Below are 19,312 nucleotides of genomic sequence, written 5' to 3'. Positions count from 1 at the left end.
CGGCTACGCGGAGGGCTCACCGAAGCCGGCAACCTCGGCAGCATCTGTGTGCCCTGGCACCAAGCCAAGACCCACGGAGACTGGACCCTGGAACAACCGAGCCCGGGCAGCTTCGTGTGGACCTCACCGACCGGGCTCGTCTACCACCGCCGAGCAACACCGCTCCTACCCGACCTGGCGGGCCTTGTCGACGGTGAGTGATCACCCAGGGAGCGCCGTCATGCCGCCACATCAGGAGGCCCGCCGGCGTCACCAGCCCGTCAGCGTCGGGATCACGTCAGTGCCGGAATGACCTGCTTCTCGAAGAGCTCCACCCCTGCGGTATCAGTGGCGACCTCGGGGAAGTAGAGGAGCGGGTAAGTCATCCCGGCGGCCACCACCGGGCGGAGGTTCTCGACGATCTGCTCGGGCGTCCCGACGGCGAGCGAGGCGCCGTAGCTCCGCGCCACTTCAGCCTGGGCGACCTCGGCTCCGACCCGCTGCGTGAGCCTGTCGAGGATCCACGCCTTCCTGTCAGTGACCTCCGCCTCGGTCTCGGCCACGATGACGTTGTAGTTGGCGGAGCGGGTGATCGCGTCGTACGACGTCCCGAGGTCTTCGCAGTGTCCGCGCAGCACCGACGACTTGTGCTGGAAGCCCTCGAGGTCTCCGGAGAAGTTCGTGTACTGCGCGTGCTGGGCGGCGATGCGCAGCGTCTTCTTCTCACCGCCACCAGCAATCCACAGCGGGATGCCGCCCTCCTGCAGGGGCAGCGGGTTGCACAGCGCGCCGTCCGTCACGTACTGCTTGCCAGAGAACGTCGAGGTGCCCGTCGTCCACAGCTGCGTGAAGATCTCCACTCCTTCGGCGAGCTGCGCGAGGCGCTCACCGGCACGCGGGAAGCCGTAGCCGTAGGCGCGCCACTCGTGCTCGTACCAGCCGGCGCCGATGCCCATCTCGACGCGACCGCCGGAGATGACGTCGACGGTGGCGGCGACCTTCGCGAGATAGGCGGGGTTGCGGTAGCCCATGCACGTACACATCTGGCCGAGGCGCACACGGTCGGTGGCGGCGGCGAGGGCGGCTATGAGCGTCCAGGCCTCGTGGACGGCGTCGTCGGTGGGGAGAGGGACCGGGTGGAAGTGGTCGTACACCCACACCGATTCCCACGGGCTGCCCTGGCGGTCGGCGAGCTGGGCGACGGAACGCATCGCCCGCCAGTGGTCGGTCGGCTCCAGGCCGACGAGGTCGAGCCGCCATCCCTGGGGGACGAACAGTCCGAACCGCAGTGAAGTGCTCACAGCGTCATCACTCACACGGTCACGGTAGGCGACAGCCTTTCCGGCGCCACCGCGCATGCTGGGCACATGACGGACAGGCAGATCGCGGTAACGGGTTCGACGGGTCGGATCGGCGGCAGGGTGGCCCGCCTCCTCAGCGCCCGCGGCCGACCGCTGCGGCTCATCGTCCGCGACGCCTCCCGCGCGCCGTCCCTGACCTCCCCCGCGGGGCCGGCGCATGTGATGGTGGCGTCGTACGACGACGGCGAGGCCGCCCGCCGAGCGCTCACCGGCGTCGACGTGCTCTTCATGGTGTCGGGGTCGGAGAGCCTCGACAGGGTGGAGCAGCACCGCACCTTCATCGACGCGGCCGCCGACGCCGGCGTCCGGCACCTCGTCTACACCTCGTTCCTGGGCGCCGCGCCGGACGCCGTCTTCACCCTCGCCCGCGACCATCACGTCACCGAGCAGTACCTGCGTGACGCCGAGCAGCGCACGGGGATGGCGTGGACGGCGCTGCGCGACAGCCTCTACGCGGACTTCCTGCCCGGGATGGTCGGCGACGACGGCGTGCTGCGCGGTCCGGCTGGCGATGGCCGCGTCGCGGCAGTGGCTCAGGACGACGTCGCGGACGCCGCCGTCGTCGTCCTGCTCTCGCCCCAGGGGCATGCCGGCCGCACCTACGACCTCACCGGGCCGGAGGCCCTCACGCTCCAGGAGGTCGCGGAGACCGTCACGCGCGCCACGGGTCGCCCCGCGCGCTACCAGCCGGAGACGCTCGAGGAAGCGTTCGCGTCACGGGCCCACTACGGCGCGCCGGACTGGCAGGTGGAGGCGTGGGTGTCGACGTACACGGCGATCGCGGCCGGTGAGCTGAGCACCGTGAGCACCGCGGTGGAGGAGCTGACTGGGCATCCAGCGCGGACCCTGGAACAGGTCCTCTCGACCGGTCGCGCGCGATGAGAGCGGATCTTCACCGAACGGCACTGATCCGTCACACAGCGGGAACTCCCGCAGCGTGAACTGAACGACATGGCCCTCCTCTTCTCGCCCTTCACGCTCAAGGGCGTGACCCTCCGCAACCGCATCGTCATGTCGCCCATGACGATGTACCGCTCCGTGGACGGGCACGCGAACGACTTCCACGTCATGCACATGGGAGCCCGCGCCGCCGGCGGCTTCGGGCTGCTGTTCCCCGAGCAGATCGCTATCACCCCCGACGGGCGCACCACCGTCCACTGCGGTGGCCTCTACGACGACAGCCAGATCGCCGGGTGGAAGCGCACCACCGACCTGGTCAAGGCCATGGGCGGGGTGAGCGCCATCCAGCTCGGGCACACCGGCCGCAAGGGCAGCGCCGTGGCACCGTGGGAGGGCGGGCACCAGATCTCCGCCGACCACCCCGAGGGCTGGACGTGCAAGGCGCCGTCGGCGGTGCCCCACGGCGCCGACCACCCGCACCCCGTCGACGAGCTGACGGTCGAGGAGATCAAGGGCATCCACGAGGCGTACGCGGCGGCCGCCGTCCGCGCCGTGGAGGCCGGGTACGAGTGGATCGAGATGCACTACGCCCACGGCTACCTCGGCGCGAGCTTCTTCTCGCCCATCGCCAACCAGCGCACCGACTCCTACGGCGGCAGCCTGGAGAACCGGGTGCGGTTCCACACCGAAGCCCTCGACGCGGTGCGCTCCGTCATCCCCGAGCGCATCCCGCTGACGATGCGCCTGGGCGCCGACGACCTGCACCCCGCCGGTGCCACGATGGACGAGGCCGTCGCGGCGATCTCCCTCATGAAGGAGCACGGCCTGGACATGGCCGACGTCTCCGCCGGCTTCAACACCCCCGAGATGGACGGCACCCCGCTCGGGCAGCCCATGGGCTTCCTATCGCGGGCGCTGCGCGTCAAGCGCGAGGTGGGCATCCCGGTGGGTGTGAGCTGGAACCTCGGTGTGCCGGCCAACGCCGAGCGCGCCGTGAGCGAGGGCCTCGACCTCGTCTTCCTCGGACGGCCGGCGCTGGCCAACCCGCACTGGCCGGTGTGGGCAGCGCGTGAGCTGGGCCACGAGTCGCCGTTCGACCTGGTTCCCGAGGACTACGGCTGGTGGCTCAAGAACTTCCGCGGCCACGCCCCGAGCATCGGCTGGCCCGAGCCGTCCACGATCGACCTCGACGCCTCGGCAGAGTCTTCGGCGCAGTCCACAGCAGCGGGCGTCCCCCAGCAGGCGCGCCACCAGTCGACGGCGACAGCCGCTCACTGAAGCGAACTGACACCTCACGTAGCGCCACGGCCGGCCCCTCCGCATAGGGTCCGGCCGTGGCGGCACGTGCGTGGATCACCGGTGGTGGCTCAGGGGTAGGCGCCGCGTGCGCTCTGGCCCTGGCAGCCGCCGGCCTGGAGGTGATCGTCTCGGGACGCCGCGGTGAGCGCCTCGAGGCGGTGGCCGCCGCGGTCCGCGCGACCGGCGGCGCGGCCAGTGCCCTGCCCCTCGACGTCGGCGACCCCGACGCCGTCGCCGCGGCCGGGGAGGTCCTGGAGCTCGCCGGCGGGATCGACGTGTTCGTGGCGGCTGCGGGCCTCAACACGCGGCGTCGGCACTGGGACGACCTTGACCTCCCGGCGCTCGATGCCATCGTCGCCGCCAACCTCACCGGGTTGGCGCACTGCGCGGCGGCGGTGCTGCCGGGCATGCGCGACCGCGGGGACGGTCTCGTCGTCGTCATCTCCTCCCGTGCCGCCGTCCGCGACTCCCCGGGCGCCGGTGCCGCGTACCGCATGAGCAAGACCGGTGCAGGCGCGCTGGTGGCAAGCCTCAACGACGACCTGGCCGGCACCGGCGTGCGCGCCACGCACCTGTGCCCCGGCGACATCGCCACCGGCTTCGTCGACGCCCGGCCCGATGCCCCTGACGACGCCGCCCTCGCGGTGATGCTCACCCCCGACGACGTCGCCCGCGTCGTGACCTTCGTGGTGACGACCCCGGCGCGGGTCCGCATCGACGAGCTGGTGGTCTCGCCCAGCGCCACCCCCTGAGGTGCGCCAGCCGGTGAGGGTTGCGCCAGCCGGTGAGTACGGTCTGCGCGTGGCGAAGAAGAAGGTGCACCGGCCCAAGAAGGCGAACGCGCAGAAGCCGCGGCGGAGGCCGCTGGGTCGGGGCTCCGGCCCTGTCGTGGACGACTCCCTGCTCAACGATGGGTGGGTCTCCGACCCTGCCGCGCAGCAGTTCCTCGGTCCGGGTGACCCGCTCGACCTGGCCCGTGACGGCTACGAGGACGACCCAGAAACCGCGGCCGAGCGCGAGTCCCGTCTGGCCCTGCTCGCGGAGGTCGAGTCGATCCCGCCGGAGCGGGTGGCCGCCGCGCTGCTGGCCAATCCCCTGGTGGCGCACCTGGGTGAGGTGCTGCTGTCCGGTGCCGACGACGACGGCGACCCCGTCGTCGTCCGTCCGGAGGGACTGCGCCCGCCGGACGAGGAGGAAGTCGCCGTCCTCAACCGCTGGAGCCGCGCCGCGCTACTCCTGCAGGACCGGACCGAGGCCGACGAGCTGGCCGCGGAGTGGCGCGCCGGTGGCGAGGCGCAGCTGCTCGCAGCCCGCGCGGTGCTCGCGCAGCACCTCATGGCGGTGGTGGAGGGCGACGACTCCGCGATCCAGGAAGACTCCCTGGCCTGGCTCGGGGGTGCCGCGGGCAGCGTCGAGCAGACCGGTGACCTCAGCGCCCTCGACCCGAGCGCGCTCACGCCCGGTGCACGCGACGAGCTGGCCGATGCCCTCAAGGACGTCGAGCGCGGCGAGGTGATCATCGACCTGATTGCACGCCTCGCGCTGACCGGCACCACGTCGCTCGATGAGGTCATCGGTGAGTCGATCGCCACCGAGGAGGTGCTGCACGACGTCCGGCTGCTCGCGTTCACCGGCTTCCTCACCCTGGACCCGGGTGACCCCGACGATGACCCCGTCGTCACCGTTCGTGTCGACCCCGACCTGCGCGGTGTGCTCCTCGACATCGCCGACGACCTCGTCAACGCCCTCCACGACGACGACCTCGACGGCCTGGACGATCTCGACGACGTCGGCGTCGACCCGCGGGCGTGAAGCACGCACTGCGGCTCGACGAGCTCGTGGTCGGACGCCGGGTGGTGGTGCGGCACCGGCTCCCCGACGGGTCGGCGTCGGACGCTCTGGGTGAGCTGGTCGCCGCGGACGAGGAGCGCCTCGTCGTGGTGACGCGTCGTGGTGAGGTGGTGGTGCCACGCGCCGACGTGCTCGCGGCAAAGGCCGTGCCGCCGGCGCCCGCACGTCGCCAGACCAGCCAGACCAGCATCGAGGAGCTGGAGCTGGTGGCGGCTGAGCACTGGCGACCGGTGGAACGCGAGGACCTCGGGGCGTGGCGGTTGCGCGCTGCCGGAGGGTTCACGGGCCGCGCGAACTCGGCGCTGGCCATCGGCGACCCGGGCTGCGACCTCGACACCGCGCTCGCCCGCGTGCGGGCGTTCTACGCCGCGCGACACCTGGACGCGATGATCGCGGCACCGACGGGCCCTCTCACGCAGGAGCTGGAGCTGCGGGGCTGGCAGGTCCGCACCCCCAGCCTCGTCATGACCGCTCGCCTGGATCCGCCGCTCCCGGCCCAGGCATCTCCGGTGGGGCTCCGCCTCGACGACGAACCCGATGACGTCTGGCTCGCCACCTACCGGGGACGGGGCCCGGTCGGCGAGGTCGGGCGGCGGGTGCTGCTGTCCGCCGACGAGCAGGTCTTCGCGAGCATCCGAGACGACGACGGCGAGGTGCTCGCCGTCGCGCGGGGGTCGCTGTCGCGAGGCACCCCCCTCGGTGCTGAGGGCACGTGGCTGGGGCTGTCCGCCGTCGAGACGGCTCCCGCGCACCGGCGCCGGGGCCTGGCCGTCGCGGTCACCCGCGCACTGCTCGCGTGGGGTGCGCAGCGCGGAGCGGCCCGGGCGTTCCTGCAGGTCGCCGTCGTCAATGACCCCGCACGGGCGCTGTACGAGAAGGTCGGCTTCCGGGTGCACCACGAGTACCGATACCTCGTCGGATAGCTCGTCGGACGCCACGGCGAGGGGGCCGAGGAACAGGCGGGGCGTGCGGGCAGTTGCCCTGGGCATGAGCGCGCACGTCCCGCTGTCCGTCCTCGACCTCGCCCCCATCAACCGTCACGCTGCTCACGGGCGAGGCGCCCGCGAGACGTTGGCGGCGAGCGTGGAGCTGGCGCGGGCTGCGGAGCGGCACGGCTACCGGCGGGTCTGGTACGCCGAGCACCACAGCATGCCGAGCATCGCGAGCTCCGCCCCGGCGGTGCTCGTCGCGCACGTCGCGGCGCACACCTCGACCATCCGCCTGGGGGCAGGCGGGGTGATGCTCCCGAACCACGCGCCGCTGACCATCGCCGAGCAGTTCGGCACGCTGGCCGCCGCGTACCCGGGCCGCATCGACCTGGGTCTGGGCCGCGCGCCCGGCTCGGACGGCGCCACGAGCGCGGCACTGCGCCGTGACCCGTCCGCGGCCGACACCTTCCCCGATGACGTCGTGGAGCTGCAGGACCTGCTCGCCGGAACGCCCCGCCCCGACGGCGTGCGCGCCGTCCCCCTCGCCCTCGACGACGACGGCCTGCCCGTGCCGCTGTACATCCTCGGCTCGTCGCTGTTCGGGGCCCGCCTGGCGGCGGCGCTCGGGCTGCCGTACGCCTTCGCATCGCACTTCGCCCCCGACGCGCTCGAGCAGGCGATGGACCTCTACCGCCGCGAGTTCACCCCGAGCGACCGCCCGGGCGCCCTGGTAGCGCCGCACGCCATCGCCGCGATCAACGTCTTCGCCGCGGAGGACGACGCCACCGCGCAGGCACACCTGCTGGCCGCCCGCCGGCAGCGCGCCGTCGCCTTGTTCGGTCGCACCGTGAGGCCCGGGGTGCTGCCTGGAGGTCTGGGGGGAGCCGACCTGAACACTGCCGACGACGCGACGTTCGACGCCGCCGCGGACGCCCTGCTGGACGCCGGTGCGGGAGTGCACGTCGACAGGATGACCCGGCTCGCCGCGGTGGGGACGCCGCACGACGTCGTCGCCCAGCTCGACGCGTTCGCCGCGCGTGTCGGCGCCGACGAGCTCATCACCGCCCACGGCGCCCCGTCCGCCGCGGCGCGCGTGCGGTCGGTGGAGCTCGTGGGCGCTGCGGTCAGCGCAGCCCTGGCGGCTTGATCGGGAACCCACCCGACAGCTCGACCCGCCCCCGGCCCGCCGCCTTGGCGCGGTAGGCCGCGGTGTCGGCTTCGTGCAGCAGCGCGTCGGCGGTGTCCGGCTGGTGGAGGGACCCCCCGAGTGCGGCTCCCACGCTGGCGCCCACGCTGACGACGTCACCGTCGTCGAGGACGATCGGCTCGGCGACCACCGCGACGATCCGCTCGCCGATCATGAGGAGGGTCCGCAGCGCACCGTCGTCGCCGGGGTCACCGTGGGCGAGGCGGGACAGGACGACGACGAACTCGTCGCCGCCGAGCCGCCCGACGGTGTCACCGGGGCGCAGGCACTGGGCGAGCCGGTCCGCGACAGTCCGCAGCACCTGGTCACCGGCGCGGTGGCCACGACTGTCGTTGACGGCCTTGAACCCGTCGAGGTCGATGAACAGGAGCCCGACGCAGCTGCCGTCGCGGCGGGCGCCGTCCAGCGCCGTCTCGATCCGGGCAACGGCGGTCGACCGGTTGGGCAGGTCCGTGAGCCCGTCGTGACTGGCCTGGTGCTCCAGGGCTCGCCGCATCTCCTCGCGCTCGGCCAGGGATGCGGCGGTGGTTCGCAAGGCCACCGCGAGCCGACCCACCACCAGCAGCGACATGGCGCTGGACGCGAGCACGGCGGGCAGCGACGACGAGCCCCGGTTCACCACGAGGTCGATGCCGAGCGAGACCGGTGCCAGCGCCACCCCGCCGATCATCGCGGCGATGCGGCGCGGGGCGAAGCCGGCGGTACTGGTGCCCGTGCCGCCCGGGTTCTCCCCCTCGGGGTCGACGGGCGAGCGTCCAGCGCTGGGGTGCAGCGCGGCAGCCGCCCACAGCGTGCTACTGGCCGTCCAGCCGACGGCCAGGACGACGAGCACGCCGTTCGGCACAAGGTCGCCGACGAGGTAGGCGCAGTCTCCGAGCATTCCGGAGAGGGCCGCCGCGAGCGCCAGCCAGGTGCTGGCGGGCGCCCGGGGTGAGGAGGCGAGCAGGACGACGACGAGCACGGTGAGCACGACGTCGCACGCGAGGAACAGCGTCGCTCCGAGCCGGGCTTGCGCGTTGTCGGGGTAGGCGTGCAGGACGGGACCGACGAGGGCGGCCCAGCCGAGCAGGGCGAGTCCCACGCCGAGCACGGCGGCGTCCGTGAGCGCCCCTGGGGGCCGGGCGCTGCGGGCGCGCCGCAGCAGGAGCAGCACCGCGACGAGCAGCGGCGGGTACCCGATGAGGTAGGGCATGTCGAGCGCCGCGGGCGCACCCGTGTAGGCGCCCTGGGTGGTGAGCACGAGGTAGCGGATGTCGACGGCGCACCACGCCAGCTGCATCGCGGTGACGCACCACCACGGGGCGGCGGCGCGCAGGGGCAGGCGGGCCGCGCCGACCGCGGTGCCCACGAGGCCGAGCGCCCCGAGGGCCAGGTACACGACCGCCGCGGCGAGCGGAGCCTCGACGGGCCCTGTGAGCAGGGCATACGCCAGCGATCCGGCAGCGCCGAGCGCCAACACCCAGATCCAGGTCACGCGTGGGACATCGGTGGGGGACACACAGCGCTTGAGGCTGGCAGGATCACCGGGTGGTGCAGTCCACCCCTTTGCCCGCAGCGAGCCCACCTGATCGTCCAGCTCCTGGTCTGGCCGTGGACCTCAACGCCGACCTCGGCGAAGGCTTCGGCCGGTGGTCCCTCACCGACGACGACGCACTGCTCGAGGTGGTGACCAGCGCCAACGTCGCGTGCGGGTTCCACGCCGGTGATCCGGAGTCGGTGCTGGCGGTGTGCGCCGCCGCCGCCCGGCGGGGCGTGGCGGTCGGGGCGCACCCCTCCTATCGCGACCTGGTGGGCTTCGGACGCCGCTACGTCGACGCGAGCCGCAGCGAGCTCGTCGCCGACGTCCTCTACCAGCTGGGGGCGCTGTCAGGTCTGGCGCAGGCGGCCGGGACGCGGGTCTCCTTCGTCAAGCCGCACGGGGCGCTCTACAACACCGCGGCGGCCGGTGGCGCGCACGGCGAGGCGGTGGTCGAGGCTGTGCGGCGGTTCGACCCGCGGCTGCCACTCGTCGTCCTCGCCGGCTCACCGCTGGAGGAGCTTGCCCAGGCCGAGGGGCTGCGGACCGTGGCCGAGGCCTTCGCCGATCGCGGGTACACGGCCACCGGGGCGCTGGTCAACCGTCGCCTCCCGGGTGCGCTGGTGACCGACCCCGCCGAGGTGGCCGAGCGGGTGGTACGGCTCGTCACCGAGGGTGTCGTGCGCTCCGTCGACGGCGACGACGTGCCCGTGCACGCCGAGTCGGTGTGCGTGCACGGAGACTCCCCCGGCGCCGTTGCCGTGGCCCGGGCCGTGCGGGCGGCGCTCGAGGCCGCCGGTGTCGCGGTCCGCTCGGCTGTGCTGTGAGGGCTGGGCTGTGAGAGTACTGCCGGTCGGCTCGTCGGCCGTCCTGCTCGAACTCGACGACCTCACCCAGGTACTCGCCCTGCGGGTCGCGCTGCGGGAGCGTCCGCTGCCGGGTGTCGTGGAGGTGGTGCCTGCGGCGCGCACGCTGCTGCTTCGGTGGGAGACCGGGCGGGTGCCAGACCTATCCGGGATTCCGTGGGATCCGTCTCCAGAGGCGTCCCGTGAGCTCTCCCCTGAGCACGACGCACTCGGCAGCGAGACCGTCGAGGTGCCGGTCGTCTACGACGGCGACGACCTCGCCGACGTCACCCGACTCACCGGCCTGACATCGGCAGAGGTGGTGCGCCGACACGCGGCGACGCCGTGGTCGGTGGCATTCACGGGATTCGCGCCAGGGTTCGCCTACCTCGTCGGCGGTGATCCGACTCTGCGCGTCCCCCGACGCGAGGTGCCCCGCACACGCGTGCCGGCGGGTGCGGTGGGCCTCGCCGGGGAGTTCAGCGGCGTCTACCCGCGGGCCTCCCCCGGTGGGTGGCAGCTCATCGGACGGACCGACCTGGCGATGTGGGACGGCGACAGAGACCCGCCCGCCCTCCTGCGCCCCGGCGTCCGCGTCCGCTTCACCCCCACAACCCTCCGTGATCATGGACAGTCAGCCACCCGCGCGAGCCCCCGTGACGCAGCGTCACGCACGGGTGAGGAGCTGCGCCTCGGCGGCCTCGAGGTGCTCGACCCCGGCCCGTTGACCCTCGTGACCGACCTCGGCCGCCCGGGTCACGCCGACGTCGGCGTCAGCCCGAGCGGTGCGCTCGACAGGCGCGCCCTGCGGGCCGCCAACCGCGCCGTCGGCGGAGCCGCGGGAGCCCCGGCGCTCGAGGTGGCCGGTCCGCTGGAGGTCCGTGGCCTGGGCCGGTCGGTCGTGGCCGTGACCGGCGCCGCCGTCGTCGTCCTCATCAACGGCCACCCGATGGCCCTGGGCACCCCGATCCCCCTGGACGACGGCGACGTGCTCACCCTGACCGCTCCGCGCGCCGGTGCCGCCGCCTACGTCGCGGTGCGCGGAGGGATCGCGGCTCCCGTGCCTGCCAGACCGCTGGGCAGTGCCGCCACGGACGTCTTGTCGGGCCTCGGGCCGGGGCCACTGCGCCGGGGAGACGTGCTCGCCGTCGACGGTCCGCCATGGCTGGAATCGTCGGTGGCGCTCCTCCCCGAGGAGACGAGTTCCGCGTCGCTGCCCCGGGTGGGCGCGGTGACCGAGCTCGACGTGGTGCTCGGCCCCCGAGACGACTGGTTCACGCCCGCGTCGCGCGAGCTGCTGTGCCGCCAGGAGTGGCAGGTCAGCGCGCAGAGCAACCGCGTCGGGGCGCGACTCGAAGGGGCTCGGCCGCTGGAGCGCACCGAACCCGGGCGGGAGCTCCCCAGCGAGCCCACCGTCCGCGGTGCGGTGCAGGTGCCGCCCAGCGGACAGCCGGTGCTGTTCGGACCCGACCACCCCGTCACGGGCGGTTACCCCGTGGTGGCGTGCGTCGCGGCGCACCACCTCGACCTGGCGGGTCAGCTGATTCCGGGGGCGCTCGTGCGCTTCAGGGCGGTCCCGGCGAGCGGCAGGCGCGACTGAGTCGGGACGTCGGGCAGGTCGACCCGCACAGGTTCAGGTGGCACAGGTTTCGGCGAAACAGTGGCAGCCCGCTGGAACCCGCGCGCGTCAGCGACGAGCAGCTCCAGCAGCGCGCCGTCCGGGGCGGGGCTGTGCCACGCCTCGGCGTCGAACTCGTCGACGAGCAGCTCCGTGAGCACGTCGGACTCCGGCCCGTCTCCGGGGTTGAGGAGCAGCCGCCACCCGGCGCCGCGCAAGCCGTTCAGCACCACGGTGACGGCGTCACCGGGCCAGTCGGGGTCGGCACCCGCCTCGGTGGCGGAAGCGTCGAGGCACACGACGGGCACGTGCTGCGCCGTCGACGATGCCGGTCCGCGCAGGCGGCGGCGCGGTGCTGCGACGGCGATGGCAGCCATCGCAGCAGTTGTGGCGCACACGAGAGCGGTGCCGCCGGGAGGGGCGGGCAGCCAGCTCGGCGGAGCCTCCCGCAGCTGCTGCAGGGTCACGACGGCGGGCAGCCCCGCCGCGCCCATCGCTGTCAGGAGGGTTCCGGTCGGCCCGTGGGGAGCGACCGGAAGATCAAGGACGACGACGACGTCGGCCAGCGCGAGCCCGGCCTCCTGCGCGCCCGCGGCGTCGAGCTCCGGGCGAGGTTCGGGCTCTGGCTCTGGCTCTGGCTCGAGTTCTGCCTCAGGCTCCGGCTCCGGAGCTAGCACACGTTCGCGGAGGACGGGCCCCGCGACGACGGCAGGCGCAGTCTCCACGAGCACGACCGTCTCCGGGAGCACCACGGGCTCGGGCAGCACGACAACCGTGGGCTCGGGCTCGGGCTCGGGTGCCGGCTCCGGGAGCGGCCCACCGTCGAGCGCTCGGACGGCTGACGCGAGGTCGCTGGGCCAGCCGGCGACCTCGCGGAGGAGTTCTTCGACGTCGTCGACCCTCACCGACAGCTGCGTCCCGCGCACCACCGCGGCCGGGCCCAGCAGCTCGCGCGCCGCTGCCCGCTGGGCGTGGGTGGCGCTGAGCAGCTGCAGCACGGCGACCGGATCGGCGCCGCTCTCCAGCTGCCCCCGCACGCGCTGCACGGCCCAGGCGAGGCCGGGACTGCCGAGCAGCTCGGCGACGTCCTCGAGGCTGGGGCGGGGGGTCACCGTCCCATGGTCCCGCGCCGGGGGTCGCGGCGAGGCCGACTTACGGGGACCCGAGGGCACCAGTTCCGGCGCCCTCCTCCGTGCGGCTGGGTGTGAGTGCGGCTGTCAGTGGTGGGGTCCACCATCGTCGGCATGGCAGTCACCGGTCTCCTCCCCACCTGCGTCATGCCGCCCGTGCTGTTGGAGCACCTCGTGCTGCGCGGCACCGACTCGCAGCGCCGAGGCGCGCTGCGCACCCTCTCCCTCGACGCGTCGCTGCGGTCTTCGCGGGCGCAGAGCGCGCTGTTGCGCCCGAGCAAGCCGCGCACCGTCGTCGCGCACGCCCGCGCGGGCGCCCAGCCGTCACGGACGATCTTCGACTGCGGCAGCAGCGAAGACCTGAGCGCCGCCGTCGTCGTCCGGTCCGAGGGGGCTCCTGCCACGGGTGACGCCGCCGCTGACGAGGCCTACGACGGGCTCGGCGCCACGTTCGACCTGTTCCGGCAGGCGTTCGGGCGTGACTCCATCGACGACGAGGGGCTGCCGCTGCGCGGGTTCGTCCACTACGCGAAGGACTACGACAACGCCTTCTGGGACGGCTCGCAGATGGTCTTCGGCGACGGCGACGGCGAGGTGTTCGCGCGGTTCACCATCGCCATCGACGTCATCGGGCACGAGCTGACCCACGGTGTCACCGATGACGAGGCGCAGCTCGTCTACAGCAAGCAGTCGGGAGCGCTCAACGAGTCCGTGTCCGACGTCTTCGGGTCGCTGGTCAAGCAGTGGGCGCTCGGTCAGACCGCTGACGAGGCTGACTGGCTCATCGGCAAGGGGCTGCTGCTGGACCACCCCGACATGGCACTGCGGTCGATGGCCGCGCCCGGTACCGCGTACGACACCCCCGAGCTCGGCCGCGACAGCCAACCGGCGCACATGGACGACTACGTCGTCACCACCTCCGACGACGGCGGCGTGCACACCAACTCCGGGATCCCGAACAAGGCTTTCCACCTGGCCGCCACGGCTATCGGCGGGAAGGCGTGGGAGGTCGCGGGGAAGGTCTGGTACGACGCCCTGCGCGACCCGTCACTGCCGAAGACGTCCTCCTTCGCGACGTTCGCCCAGACGACGCTGCGAGCTGCTGAGGCGCTCGGCCACCGGTCTGGGTCGCCAGTTCACGAGGCCGTCGGCGACGCCTGGTCGCAGGTCGGGGTGCTCTGAGCCGACGCGCCGTCCGCGCTGCGGGATGATGGCGACGTGCGGGTGGTGGTGGAGCGCAGCGGCGGGTTCGCCGGCATCGTGCGTCGCGGCGAGGCCGACACCTCCCAGCTCGACGACGGCACCGCCCAGCAGCTCCGCAACCTCGTCAGCACCAGCGCCAGCGCTGACACCACGGCGGGCGGTGCCAGCTCCCGCCGCGACGGCTTCTGCTACGAGGTAACCGTCGAGGACGACGCCACCGACGGGACGCCCCAGCGCATCCAGCTACGCGAAGGGTCGATGCCCGCCGGAGCGCGGCAACTGCTCGACGGGCTGTTGCGCTGACCCTGCCCCACCGGTGACACGCGGGCGTGACCGGTCAGCCTGCGGGTTAACCGGTCTGCCCGTTTCGTCCGCCCGCAAGGGGTGTGCTGTTCGAACCGTGAGGCGCACGCTGGGACCACCGAGACGAAGGACGTGGTCACCGTGGTGGTGCTGGGAGCTGTCGGGCTGGGTGTGTTCGTGGCAACAGGGGCGCTGCTCCTGGTGGTGATGGCGCTGTCGGTGACGTCGGCGCGGGCCGGTCGCCAGACGGCGATGCCGCTCGTCGGCGCCCGGAACGCGCAGTTCGGAGACGCCATCGCGGCGTCACGATCAGCACAGGCGGCGCAGCCGGTTGACGTTCAGGTGCCGCTGAGACTGGTCCGCCCGTCTGCAGCCCCTGCAGATGAAGCTCCCGCAGACGAAGCAGTCCGGCCGCAGCCGGGGCGCGCTGCTTGATCTTCGCAGCGGCGCGGCAGCTCAGAGCCGAGTCCGCCGCCCCGGCGTAGCGTCGACGAGCAATCCCGAGAGCGCGGCGGCCTCAAAGGCCGATGCCACGTCGCGTGCTCCCTCGGTGAAGTGCGCCCACCCGTCCGTGTGCACGACGAGCACGCGCGGACACCCGAGGATCTGCGCCGCCTGCGCTGTCTCCGCGCTGGTCAGCGTGAGGCACCCGTCCACCAGCGGGGTCCGTGCCGCCCCCGCGAAGAGCACCGCCACCGCGATGTCGGGGAACCGCTCCGCCACACGCTCGACGTGGGCGAGCGAGGCGTTGTCGCCGGAGATGTACGTCGTCGGCAGCGTCGAGCCACTGAGGACGAACCCCGTGACGGGACCGGTGAGCGCCTCCGTGCCGTCGGGTCCGTGCTGAGCCGGCACCGCCGTGACGGTGACGCCGCTGACCTCCACTGATGTCCAGGGCGCCAGCCCGCGGGCCGGCCCTCCGAGACGGTCAGCAGCTATCGGGGTGGTGAGCACGAGTGGCGCCGCCAGCGCGAACGCTCGCCCGCTGCGGTCGAGGTTGTCGGGGGTGCTGGTCGTGCGAGAGGAGGACGACGTCGACGTCGCCGACCTCCCGCGGCTCCCGCGCGGGACCCGACGTCTTGGTGAGCACTCGCGATCCCACCGGGCACTCGCCCGGCGGATCGAAAGTCGGGTCGACGACGAAGCGCACGCCCCCGCCCTCGATGACAAGGGTCGGCCCACCGATCCGTGTCACTGCGTCGTCGTCCCGGATTCCGCCCACCTCTTCGAGGCGTCGGTGCCCCTGAGCGTCTACGGGGTCGACCGGACCGCCAGCGGTGCCCCGCCGCTGCGCGTCGCCGTGACGACCACCGCCGACCAGCAGCAGATCAGGACGACGGCGGGCCTCGTCGTGTCAGGCTTCAGCCCCCTCGCCGTCGTCGACACCGCCGGGGTGGTGATCGTTCCCACCTGGCCCGACCCGGCCGCCGTCCCGCCGGTGGAGCTGGTCGAGGCGCTCCACCGTGCTGTCGAGGAGGGCGCCACCGTGATGGGCCTCTGCATGGGCGCGTACGCCCTCGGCCACGCGGGCCTCCTCGACGGACGCCGTGCCACCACCCACTGGCACTGGATGGCGGACTTCTCCCGCAGGTTCCCCGGCACCCGCGCCGACGAGACGTCGCTGTTCGTCGATGAGGGCTCCGTCATCACCTCGGCGGGCACCGCCGCCGCCCTCGACGCCTGCCTGCACCACGTGCGCCGCGAGTGGGGGGCGGCCAGCGCCAACGCCATCGCCCGCCGGATGGTCGTGGCGCCCCGCCGGGCCGGCACGCAGCGCCAGTTCGTCGATCCGGAGCCCGTGCGAGCCGACGTCGCGCCGATCGCCGCGGTGCAGGAGCGAGCGCTGGCAGCACTGGCCGAGGGTGTCGTCGTCGACGATCTTGCCCGCTGGTACGGCACCAGCCGGCGCACCTTCGACCGCGACTTCCGGGCCGCCGTCGGGGAGTCACCCCTGCAGTGGCTGCTCCACCAGCGGGTGCTCCGCGCTCAGCAGCTGCTCGAGAGCTCCGACCTGTCCGTCGAGGAGGTCGCCCACCGGACGGGGTTCAGCAGCGCCGTCGCCCTGCGCCCGCACGTCCGGCGCGTGCTCGGAGTCAGTCCGCAGCGGTACCGGGAGTCGTTCGCTCAGACCGTTCCCCCGACAGAGCGCTCAACAGCACAGCACTCGACAGCACAGCACTCGACAGGGCGGGCCACGCCGTCGTCGCCCACTCCCCGAACGGCTCGGCTGACGCCGTGACCAACGCGAGCGAGTGAGCCCTGTCCACCCACAGCGACGTGCCGCTCTGGCCGAAGTGCCCGAACGTCGCCGGGTCGTTGCGGGGGCTGGTCCAGTGCGGGGACCTGTCGGCGCGGACCTCAGCCCCGAGCCCCCAGTCGTTGTGCGCCTGCTTGCCGAACCCCGGCAGGACGCCGACGAGCCCGGGGCGGCTGGGGGTCCGCAGGGCGTCGACGACGGCGACAGGCAGCACCCTCGGAGCGAGCAGCTCGCCCGCGAGCAGTGCCAGGTCTGCCGTGGGCGCCACGAGCCCGTGCGCCGCCGACCCGTCGAGCCGCGTGCGGGTCATGCCGAGCGGCCGAGCCACGAGCTCGCGCAGCAGCACCGCGAACGGGGCCTCGGTGAGCTGCTCGACATGCGCTGCGGCCACCTCGATGCCGGTGTTGCTGTAGATCCGCCGCTGCCCGGGCGCCGCCCTGATCCGCCACGTGCCGGGAGCTCCCGCCTCGAAGTCGAGCCCGGAGGTGTGGTCCAGCAGGTGCGACAGCGTCGCACCGGGCGGAGCGATGCTCTCGGGGAGCTCCTCGTCGAGGTCGGCTTCGCCGTCGTGCACCAGCACCAGCACCGTCAACGCTGTCAACAGCTTGGTGACCGACGCCCAGCGGCGGTCGGCGTCGAGGTCGCCCGCTGATGCCACAGGACAGGCGCCACCGTTGAGGAGCCCGACGACGACGACGGACGCGGCCGGGTCGGGCCACTGCGCCACGTGCTGCGCAATGGTCCGGGACAGGGCGTGGGAGGGGTCGGTGATGCTGGCGCTCACGGCTCCAGCCTGCCAGCGAGCGCTGCGGCCACCTCGTCCACGGTCACACCCGGCGCATGGTCGGCGACGGCACCGACGGTGGACGGGTCGAGGTCGAGCCCGAGCGCCGCGTAGACGTCGGTGGTGACGGCACGCAGCGGCGCCGAGTTCTCCACGACGAGCAGCGCCGAGACGAGGTAGGCGGTGCGGGTCTGGCGCTGCGCGGTCCCGGCGACCTTCGTCGCGCCCACCCCCGCCGCCGTGACGTGCACGGAGTGCTGGCCCGGGCAGTACTCGCGAGGAAGCTCCCCCATCCGCGCGTCGAGCCCGAGGCCCGTCAGAACATCGGCGATCGCGTCGGCGACCAGCTCGAATCGCTCCGTCATACCGCGGCGCGGGTCGTCACTGCGACCGATGACGTCGAGCACCAGCGTGCCCTGGTGGTACGGCGCCATCCGCCCGCCGACCGGCCTCACGATGGGAGTGAACCCGTGCGCACGCGCCGCCTCCTGCGCGGCGGCGAAGCCAGGGAGCAGGGCGTCGCGGCGACTGAACGCCGCCGTCGGCGACGGCCGCACCAGCCGCACGACCTGCGGATGCCGGCCCGCTCCGACCTCCGCGAGGAGCGCGAGGCGGCGGGCGTCGTCGTCCTCAGCTGACAGCGGGGTGAGCACGAGGTCAGTCAGGGAGCCTGCACCTCGGCGGACTCGCGCCGGTCAGCGCTCCCATGTCCAGCGCTCCCTTGATCAGCACGCAGCACAGCGATGGCGGCCTCGAAGTCTTCCAGCGACTCGAAGGCCTGGTAGACGGAGGCGTAGCGCAGGTAGGCGACCTCGTCGAGCTCGCGCAGCGGGGCGAGGACGGCGACGCCGACGTCGTGCGCGTCGACCTCGGCGCGGCCCGCCGTCCTCACCGTCTCCTCCACCTGCTGGGCGAGGCGGGCGAGCTGGTCGCCCGTCACGGGACGGCCCTGGCACGCCTTGCGGACCCCGGCGATGACCTTGTCGCGACTGAACGGCTCCGCGACCCCGGAGCGCTTCAGCACGGTGAGGCTCGCGGTCTCCGACGTCGAGAAGCGGCGCCCGCACCGCGGGCACTGGCGGCGCCGACGGATGGACTGGCCGTCGTCCGAGGTCCGGGAGTCGACGACGCGCGAGTCCGCGAACTGGCAGAACGGGCAGTGCACCGTCCCACGCTAGGGGGGTCGTCACACTGCCTGCAAGGTTGGGAGGGGTCCGGCGCGTGAGCCCAGCGTAAAGATCACGTACTGCAGTTCTGACTCCCCCGGTCCGTCATCGCCACCAGCAGCGGGCGCAGCCGGGCGACGATGGCGTCACCGGCCGGCCCGAGCAGCGATGCGTCGAGAGCGTCCAGAGCACTCGTACCGGCTGGCGGTGCAGGGTCGGGGGGCGGTGGCAGCGGGCGGCCTCGCCAGAAGGAGTCGTCAGCGGGCAGGGGGCCACCGATGCGCGCTCGCCGCGTCGGCGCAGCAGCGCCGCCGTCGCCGTCGTTCTCCCGGGCGGCCCGCCGCTCCGCAACGAGCGAGAGCAGCGCGTCCCTGTCGACCCCGCGCAGGCGCAGCACGGTGAACGGGTCGTCGTCGAGGCGCTCGGCCAGGAGGTAGACGACGGCGGCGGCGTGCTTGCACGGCTCGACGAGGTCGGGGCAGGTGCAGCTGGTGCGCAGGTCTGACAGCGACCGCGGCAGCAGCACCAGCCCAGCGTCAAGACACAGCTGCTCGAAGCTCTCCGGCAGCGTGCCGCCCAGCACCGCGGTCAGCGCGGACGGGTCGGCGGCCAGGGCATCGGCCAGCTCAGCGCGTGTCTCTGCGTCCCAGGTAGCAAGGGTGAGGACAACGTCGTAGGGCGTCGCGCGGCTGCCCTGCACCGTGGCGAGGACGCGCCCGGCGGTGCGGGTGCCGGGCGTGCCGACGTCGAGGTGCACCACCTGCCCGGCCCTGGCGTACGTGCGGCCCCGCGACAACCTGCCCGCACCCGCGGCTTCCTCGACGGCGGCGGTGAACCGCCGGCCCCACCACGTCGTGGCGAAGGCGCCGCGCTTGGAGCGGGGCCGCAGGCCATTCGCGGGGATGCGCGTTCCTGGCGGCCATGAAGAGTCCCACGAGGTCAGCCCCGTCCTGCCCGGCATCAG

General features: G+C 73.3%; 18 protein-coding genes and 3 pseudogenes. 13 read left to right on the top strand and 8 right to left on the bottom strand.

Features of this window, described 5'->3' with window-relative positions:
* Nucleotides 1-201: pseudogene (locus BXY45_RS23320) on the top strand (HNH endonuclease signature motif containing protein); the annotation flags it as partial.
* A 71-nt stretch (nucleotides 202-272) separates the two neighbouring features.
* On the opposite strand, the gene BXY45_RS13465 reads toward BXY45_RS23320, so the two are convergent.
* Nucleotides 273-1,268: a TIGR03560 family F420-dependent LLM class oxidoreductase gene (locus BXY45_RS13465; protein ID WP_109775034.1), complete on the bottom strand. Its 996-nt coding sequence runs from the start codon at nucleotides 1,266-1,268 to the stop codon at nucleotides 273-275.
* Nucleotides 1,269-1,346: 78 nt separating this feature from the next.
* On the opposite strand from BXY45_RS13465, the gene BXY45_RS13460 reads away from it, so the two are divergent.
* The 6 genes from BXY45_RS13460 to BXY45_RS13435 all read left to right on the top strand — a co-directional run bounded on the left by BXY45_RS13460 (nucleotide 1,347) and on the right by BXY45_RS13435 (nucleotide 7,466).
* Nucleotides 1,347-2,222 carry an SDR family oxidoreductase gene (locus BXY45_RS13460; RefSeq protein ID WP_109775013.1) on the top strand — a complete coding sequence of 292 codons (876 nt, stop codon included), beginning with the start codon at nucleotides 1,347-1,349 and terminating at the stop codon, nucleotides 2,220-2,222.
* A 69-nt stretch (nucleotides 2,223-2,291) separates the two neighbouring features.
* The gene (locus tag BXY45_RS13455) at nucleotides 2,292-3,518 is read left to right on the top strand and encodes an oxidoreductase (protein WP_109775012.1); all 1,227 of its coding nucleotides are present in this window, start codon (nucleotides 2,292-2,294) and stop codon (nucleotides 3,516-3,518) included.
* 56 nt (nucleotides 3,519-3,574) lie between these two features.
* Nucleotides 3,575-4,291, top strand: coding sequence for an SDR family oxidoreductase (locus tag BXY45_RS13450; protein ID WP_109775011.1), 717 nt, complete (start codon nucleotides 3,575-3,577; stop codon nucleotides 4,289-4,291).
* Between the two features lie 49 nt (nucleotides 4,292-4,340).
* Nucleotides 4,341-5,351, top strand: a complete 1,011-nt coding sequence (locus BXY45_RS13445) for a hypothetical protein (protein ID WP_146211197.1) — start codon at nucleotides 4,341-4,343, stop codon at nucleotides 5,349-5,351.
* Nucleotides 5,348-6,313: a GNAT family N-acetyltransferase gene (locus BXY45_RS13440; protein ID WP_109775009.1), complete on the top strand. Its 966-nt coding sequence runs from the start codon at nucleotides 5,348-5,350 to the stop codon at nucleotides 6,311-6,313. Before BXY45_RS13445 ends, BXY45_RS13440 begins: the two co-directional genes overlap by 4 nt.
* A gap of 64 nt (nucleotides 6,314-6,377) precedes the next feature.
* A complete protein-coding gene (locus BXY45_RS13435; RefSeq protein ID WP_109775008.1) occupies nucleotides 6,378-7,466 on the top strand; it encodes an LLM class flavin-dependent oxidoreductase in 1,089 nt (362 codons plus the stop codon).
* On the opposite strand, the gene BXY45_RS13430 is transcribed toward BXY45_RS13435, so the two are convergent.
* The gene (locus BXY45_RS13430) at nucleotides 7,444-9,000 is read right to left on the bottom strand and encodes a diguanylate cyclase (protein WP_109775007.1); all 1,557 of its coding nucleotides are present in this window, start codon (nucleotides 8,998-9,000) and stop codon (nucleotides 7,444-7,446) included. The two genes, BXY45_RS13435 and BXY45_RS13430, sit on opposite strands and share 23 nt — an antisense overlap.
* 56 nt (nucleotides 9,001-9,056) lie before the next feature.
* On the opposite strand from BXY45_RS13430, the gene BXY45_RS13425 reads away from it, so the two are divergent.
* Both BXY45_RS13425 and BXY45_RS13420 read left to right on the top strand, forming a co-directional pair.
* Nucleotides 9,057-9,869: a LamB/YcsF family protein gene (locus tag BXY45_RS13425; RefSeq protein WP_425468331.1), complete on the top strand. Its 813-nt coding sequence runs from the start codon at nucleotides 9,057-9,059 to the stop codon at nucleotides 9,867-9,869.
* A gap of 10 nt (nucleotides 9,870-9,879) precedes the next feature.
* Nucleotides 9,880-11,487 (top strand): 5-oxoprolinase subunit B/C family protein, encoded by a 1,608-nt coding sequence (locus BXY45_RS13420; protein WP_109775006.1) that lies wholly within the window; start codon nucleotides 9,880-9,882, stop codon nucleotides 11,485-11,487.
* On the opposite strand, the gene BXY45_RS13415 is transcribed toward BXY45_RS13420, so the two are convergent.
* Nucleotides 11,424-12,617: a TIGR02679 domain-containing protein gene (locus BXY45_RS13415; RefSeq protein WP_109775005.1), complete on the bottom strand. Its 1,194-nt coding sequence runs from the start codon at nucleotides 12,615-12,617 to the stop codon at nucleotides 11,424-11,426. The genes BXY45_RS13420 and BXY45_RS13415 overlap by 64 nt on opposite strands.
* A 132-nt stretch (nucleotides 12,618-12,749) precedes the next feature.
* Between BXY45_RS13415 and BXY45_RS13410 the strand changes: the two genes are divergently transcribed.
* The 3 genes from BXY45_RS13410 to BXY45_RS13400 all read left to right on the top strand — a co-directional run bounded on the left by BXY45_RS13410 (nucleotide 12,750) and on the right by BXY45_RS13400 (nucleotide 14,576).
* The gene (locus BXY45_RS13410; RefSeq protein ID WP_211319547.1) at nucleotides 12,750-13,817 is read left to right on the top strand and encodes a M4 family metallopeptidase; all 1,068 of its coding nucleotides are present in this window, start codon (nucleotides 12,750-12,752) and stop codon (nucleotides 13,815-13,817) included.
* Nucleotides 13,818-13,853: 36 nt separating this feature from the next.
* Entirely contained in the window at nucleotides 13,854-14,141 is a 288-nt protein-coding gene (locus BXY45_RS13405) for a protealysin inhibitor emfourin (protein ID WP_109775004.1), read from the top strand.
* A gap of 132 nt (nucleotides 14,142-14,273) precedes the next feature.
* Nucleotides 14,274-14,576, top strand: coding sequence for a hypothetical protein (locus BXY45_RS13400; protein WP_109775003.1), 303 nt, complete (start codon nucleotides 14,274-14,276; stop codon nucleotides 14,574-14,576).
* 21 nt (nucleotides 14,577-14,597) lie between these two features.
* Here the strand turns inward: BXY45_RS13400 and BXY45_RS13395 are convergent.
* A pseudogene (locus tag BXY45_RS13395) lies at nucleotides 14,598-15,336 on the bottom strand (MBL fold metallo-hydrolase).
* 42 nt (nucleotides 15,337-15,378) lie between these two features.
* Between BXY45_RS13395 and BXY45_RS13390 the strand changes: the two are divergent.
* Nucleotides 15,379-16,197 (top strand): annotated as a pseudogene (locus BXY45_RS13390) (GlxA family transcriptional regulator); the annotation flags it as partial.
* Nucleotides 16,198-16,234: 37 nt separating this feature from the next.
* Here the strand turns inward: BXY45_RS13390 and BXY45_RS24725 are convergent.
* The 4 genes from BXY45_RS24725 to BXY45_RS13370 all read right to left on the bottom strand — a co-directional run bounded on the left by BXY45_RS24725 (nucleotide 16,235) and on the right by BXY45_RS13370 (nucleotide 19,309).
* The gene (locus BXY45_RS24725) at nucleotides 16,235-17,182 is read right to left on the bottom strand and encodes a serine hydrolase domain-containing protein (protein ID WP_342799559.1); all 948 of its coding nucleotides are present in this window, start codon (nucleotides 17,180-17,182) and stop codon (nucleotides 16,235-16,237) included.
* Nucleotides 17,179-17,835, bottom strand: coding sequence for a lipoate--protein ligase family protein (locus BXY45_RS13380; RefSeq protein WP_109775001.1), 657 nt, complete (start codon nucleotides 17,833-17,835; stop codon nucleotides 17,179-17,181). The genes BXY45_RS24725 and BXY45_RS13380 overlap by 4 nt, the downstream gene beginning before the upstream one ends.
* 8 nt (nucleotides 17,836-17,843) lie before the next feature.
* Nucleotides 17,844-18,347, bottom strand: a complete 504-nt coding sequence (gene nrdR / locus BXY45_RS13375; RefSeq protein WP_109775000.1) for a transcriptional regulator NrdR — start codon at nucleotides 18,345-18,347, stop codon at nucleotides 17,844-17,846.
* Nucleotides 18,348-18,421: 74 nt separating this feature from the next.
* Nucleotides 18,422-19,309 carry an SWIM zinc finger family protein gene (locus tag BXY45_RS13370; protein ID WP_109774999.1) on the bottom strand — a complete coding sequence of 296 codons (888 nt, stop codon included), beginning with the start codon at nucleotides 19,307-19,309 and terminating at the stop codon, nucleotides 18,422-18,424.
* Nucleotides 19,310-19,312 lie beyond the last annotated feature (3 nt).

Origin of the sequence: Quadrisphaera granulorum (genome assembly GCF_003149145.1) — a bacterium.
Taxonomy (GTDB): Bacteria; Actinomycetota; Actinomycetes; order Actinomycetales; family Quadrisphaeraceae; genus Quadrisphaera; species Quadrisphaera granulorum.
The sequence above is the reverse complement of the archived record's forward strand: the minus strand, read 5'-3'. Positions and strand labels throughout refer to the sequence as shown.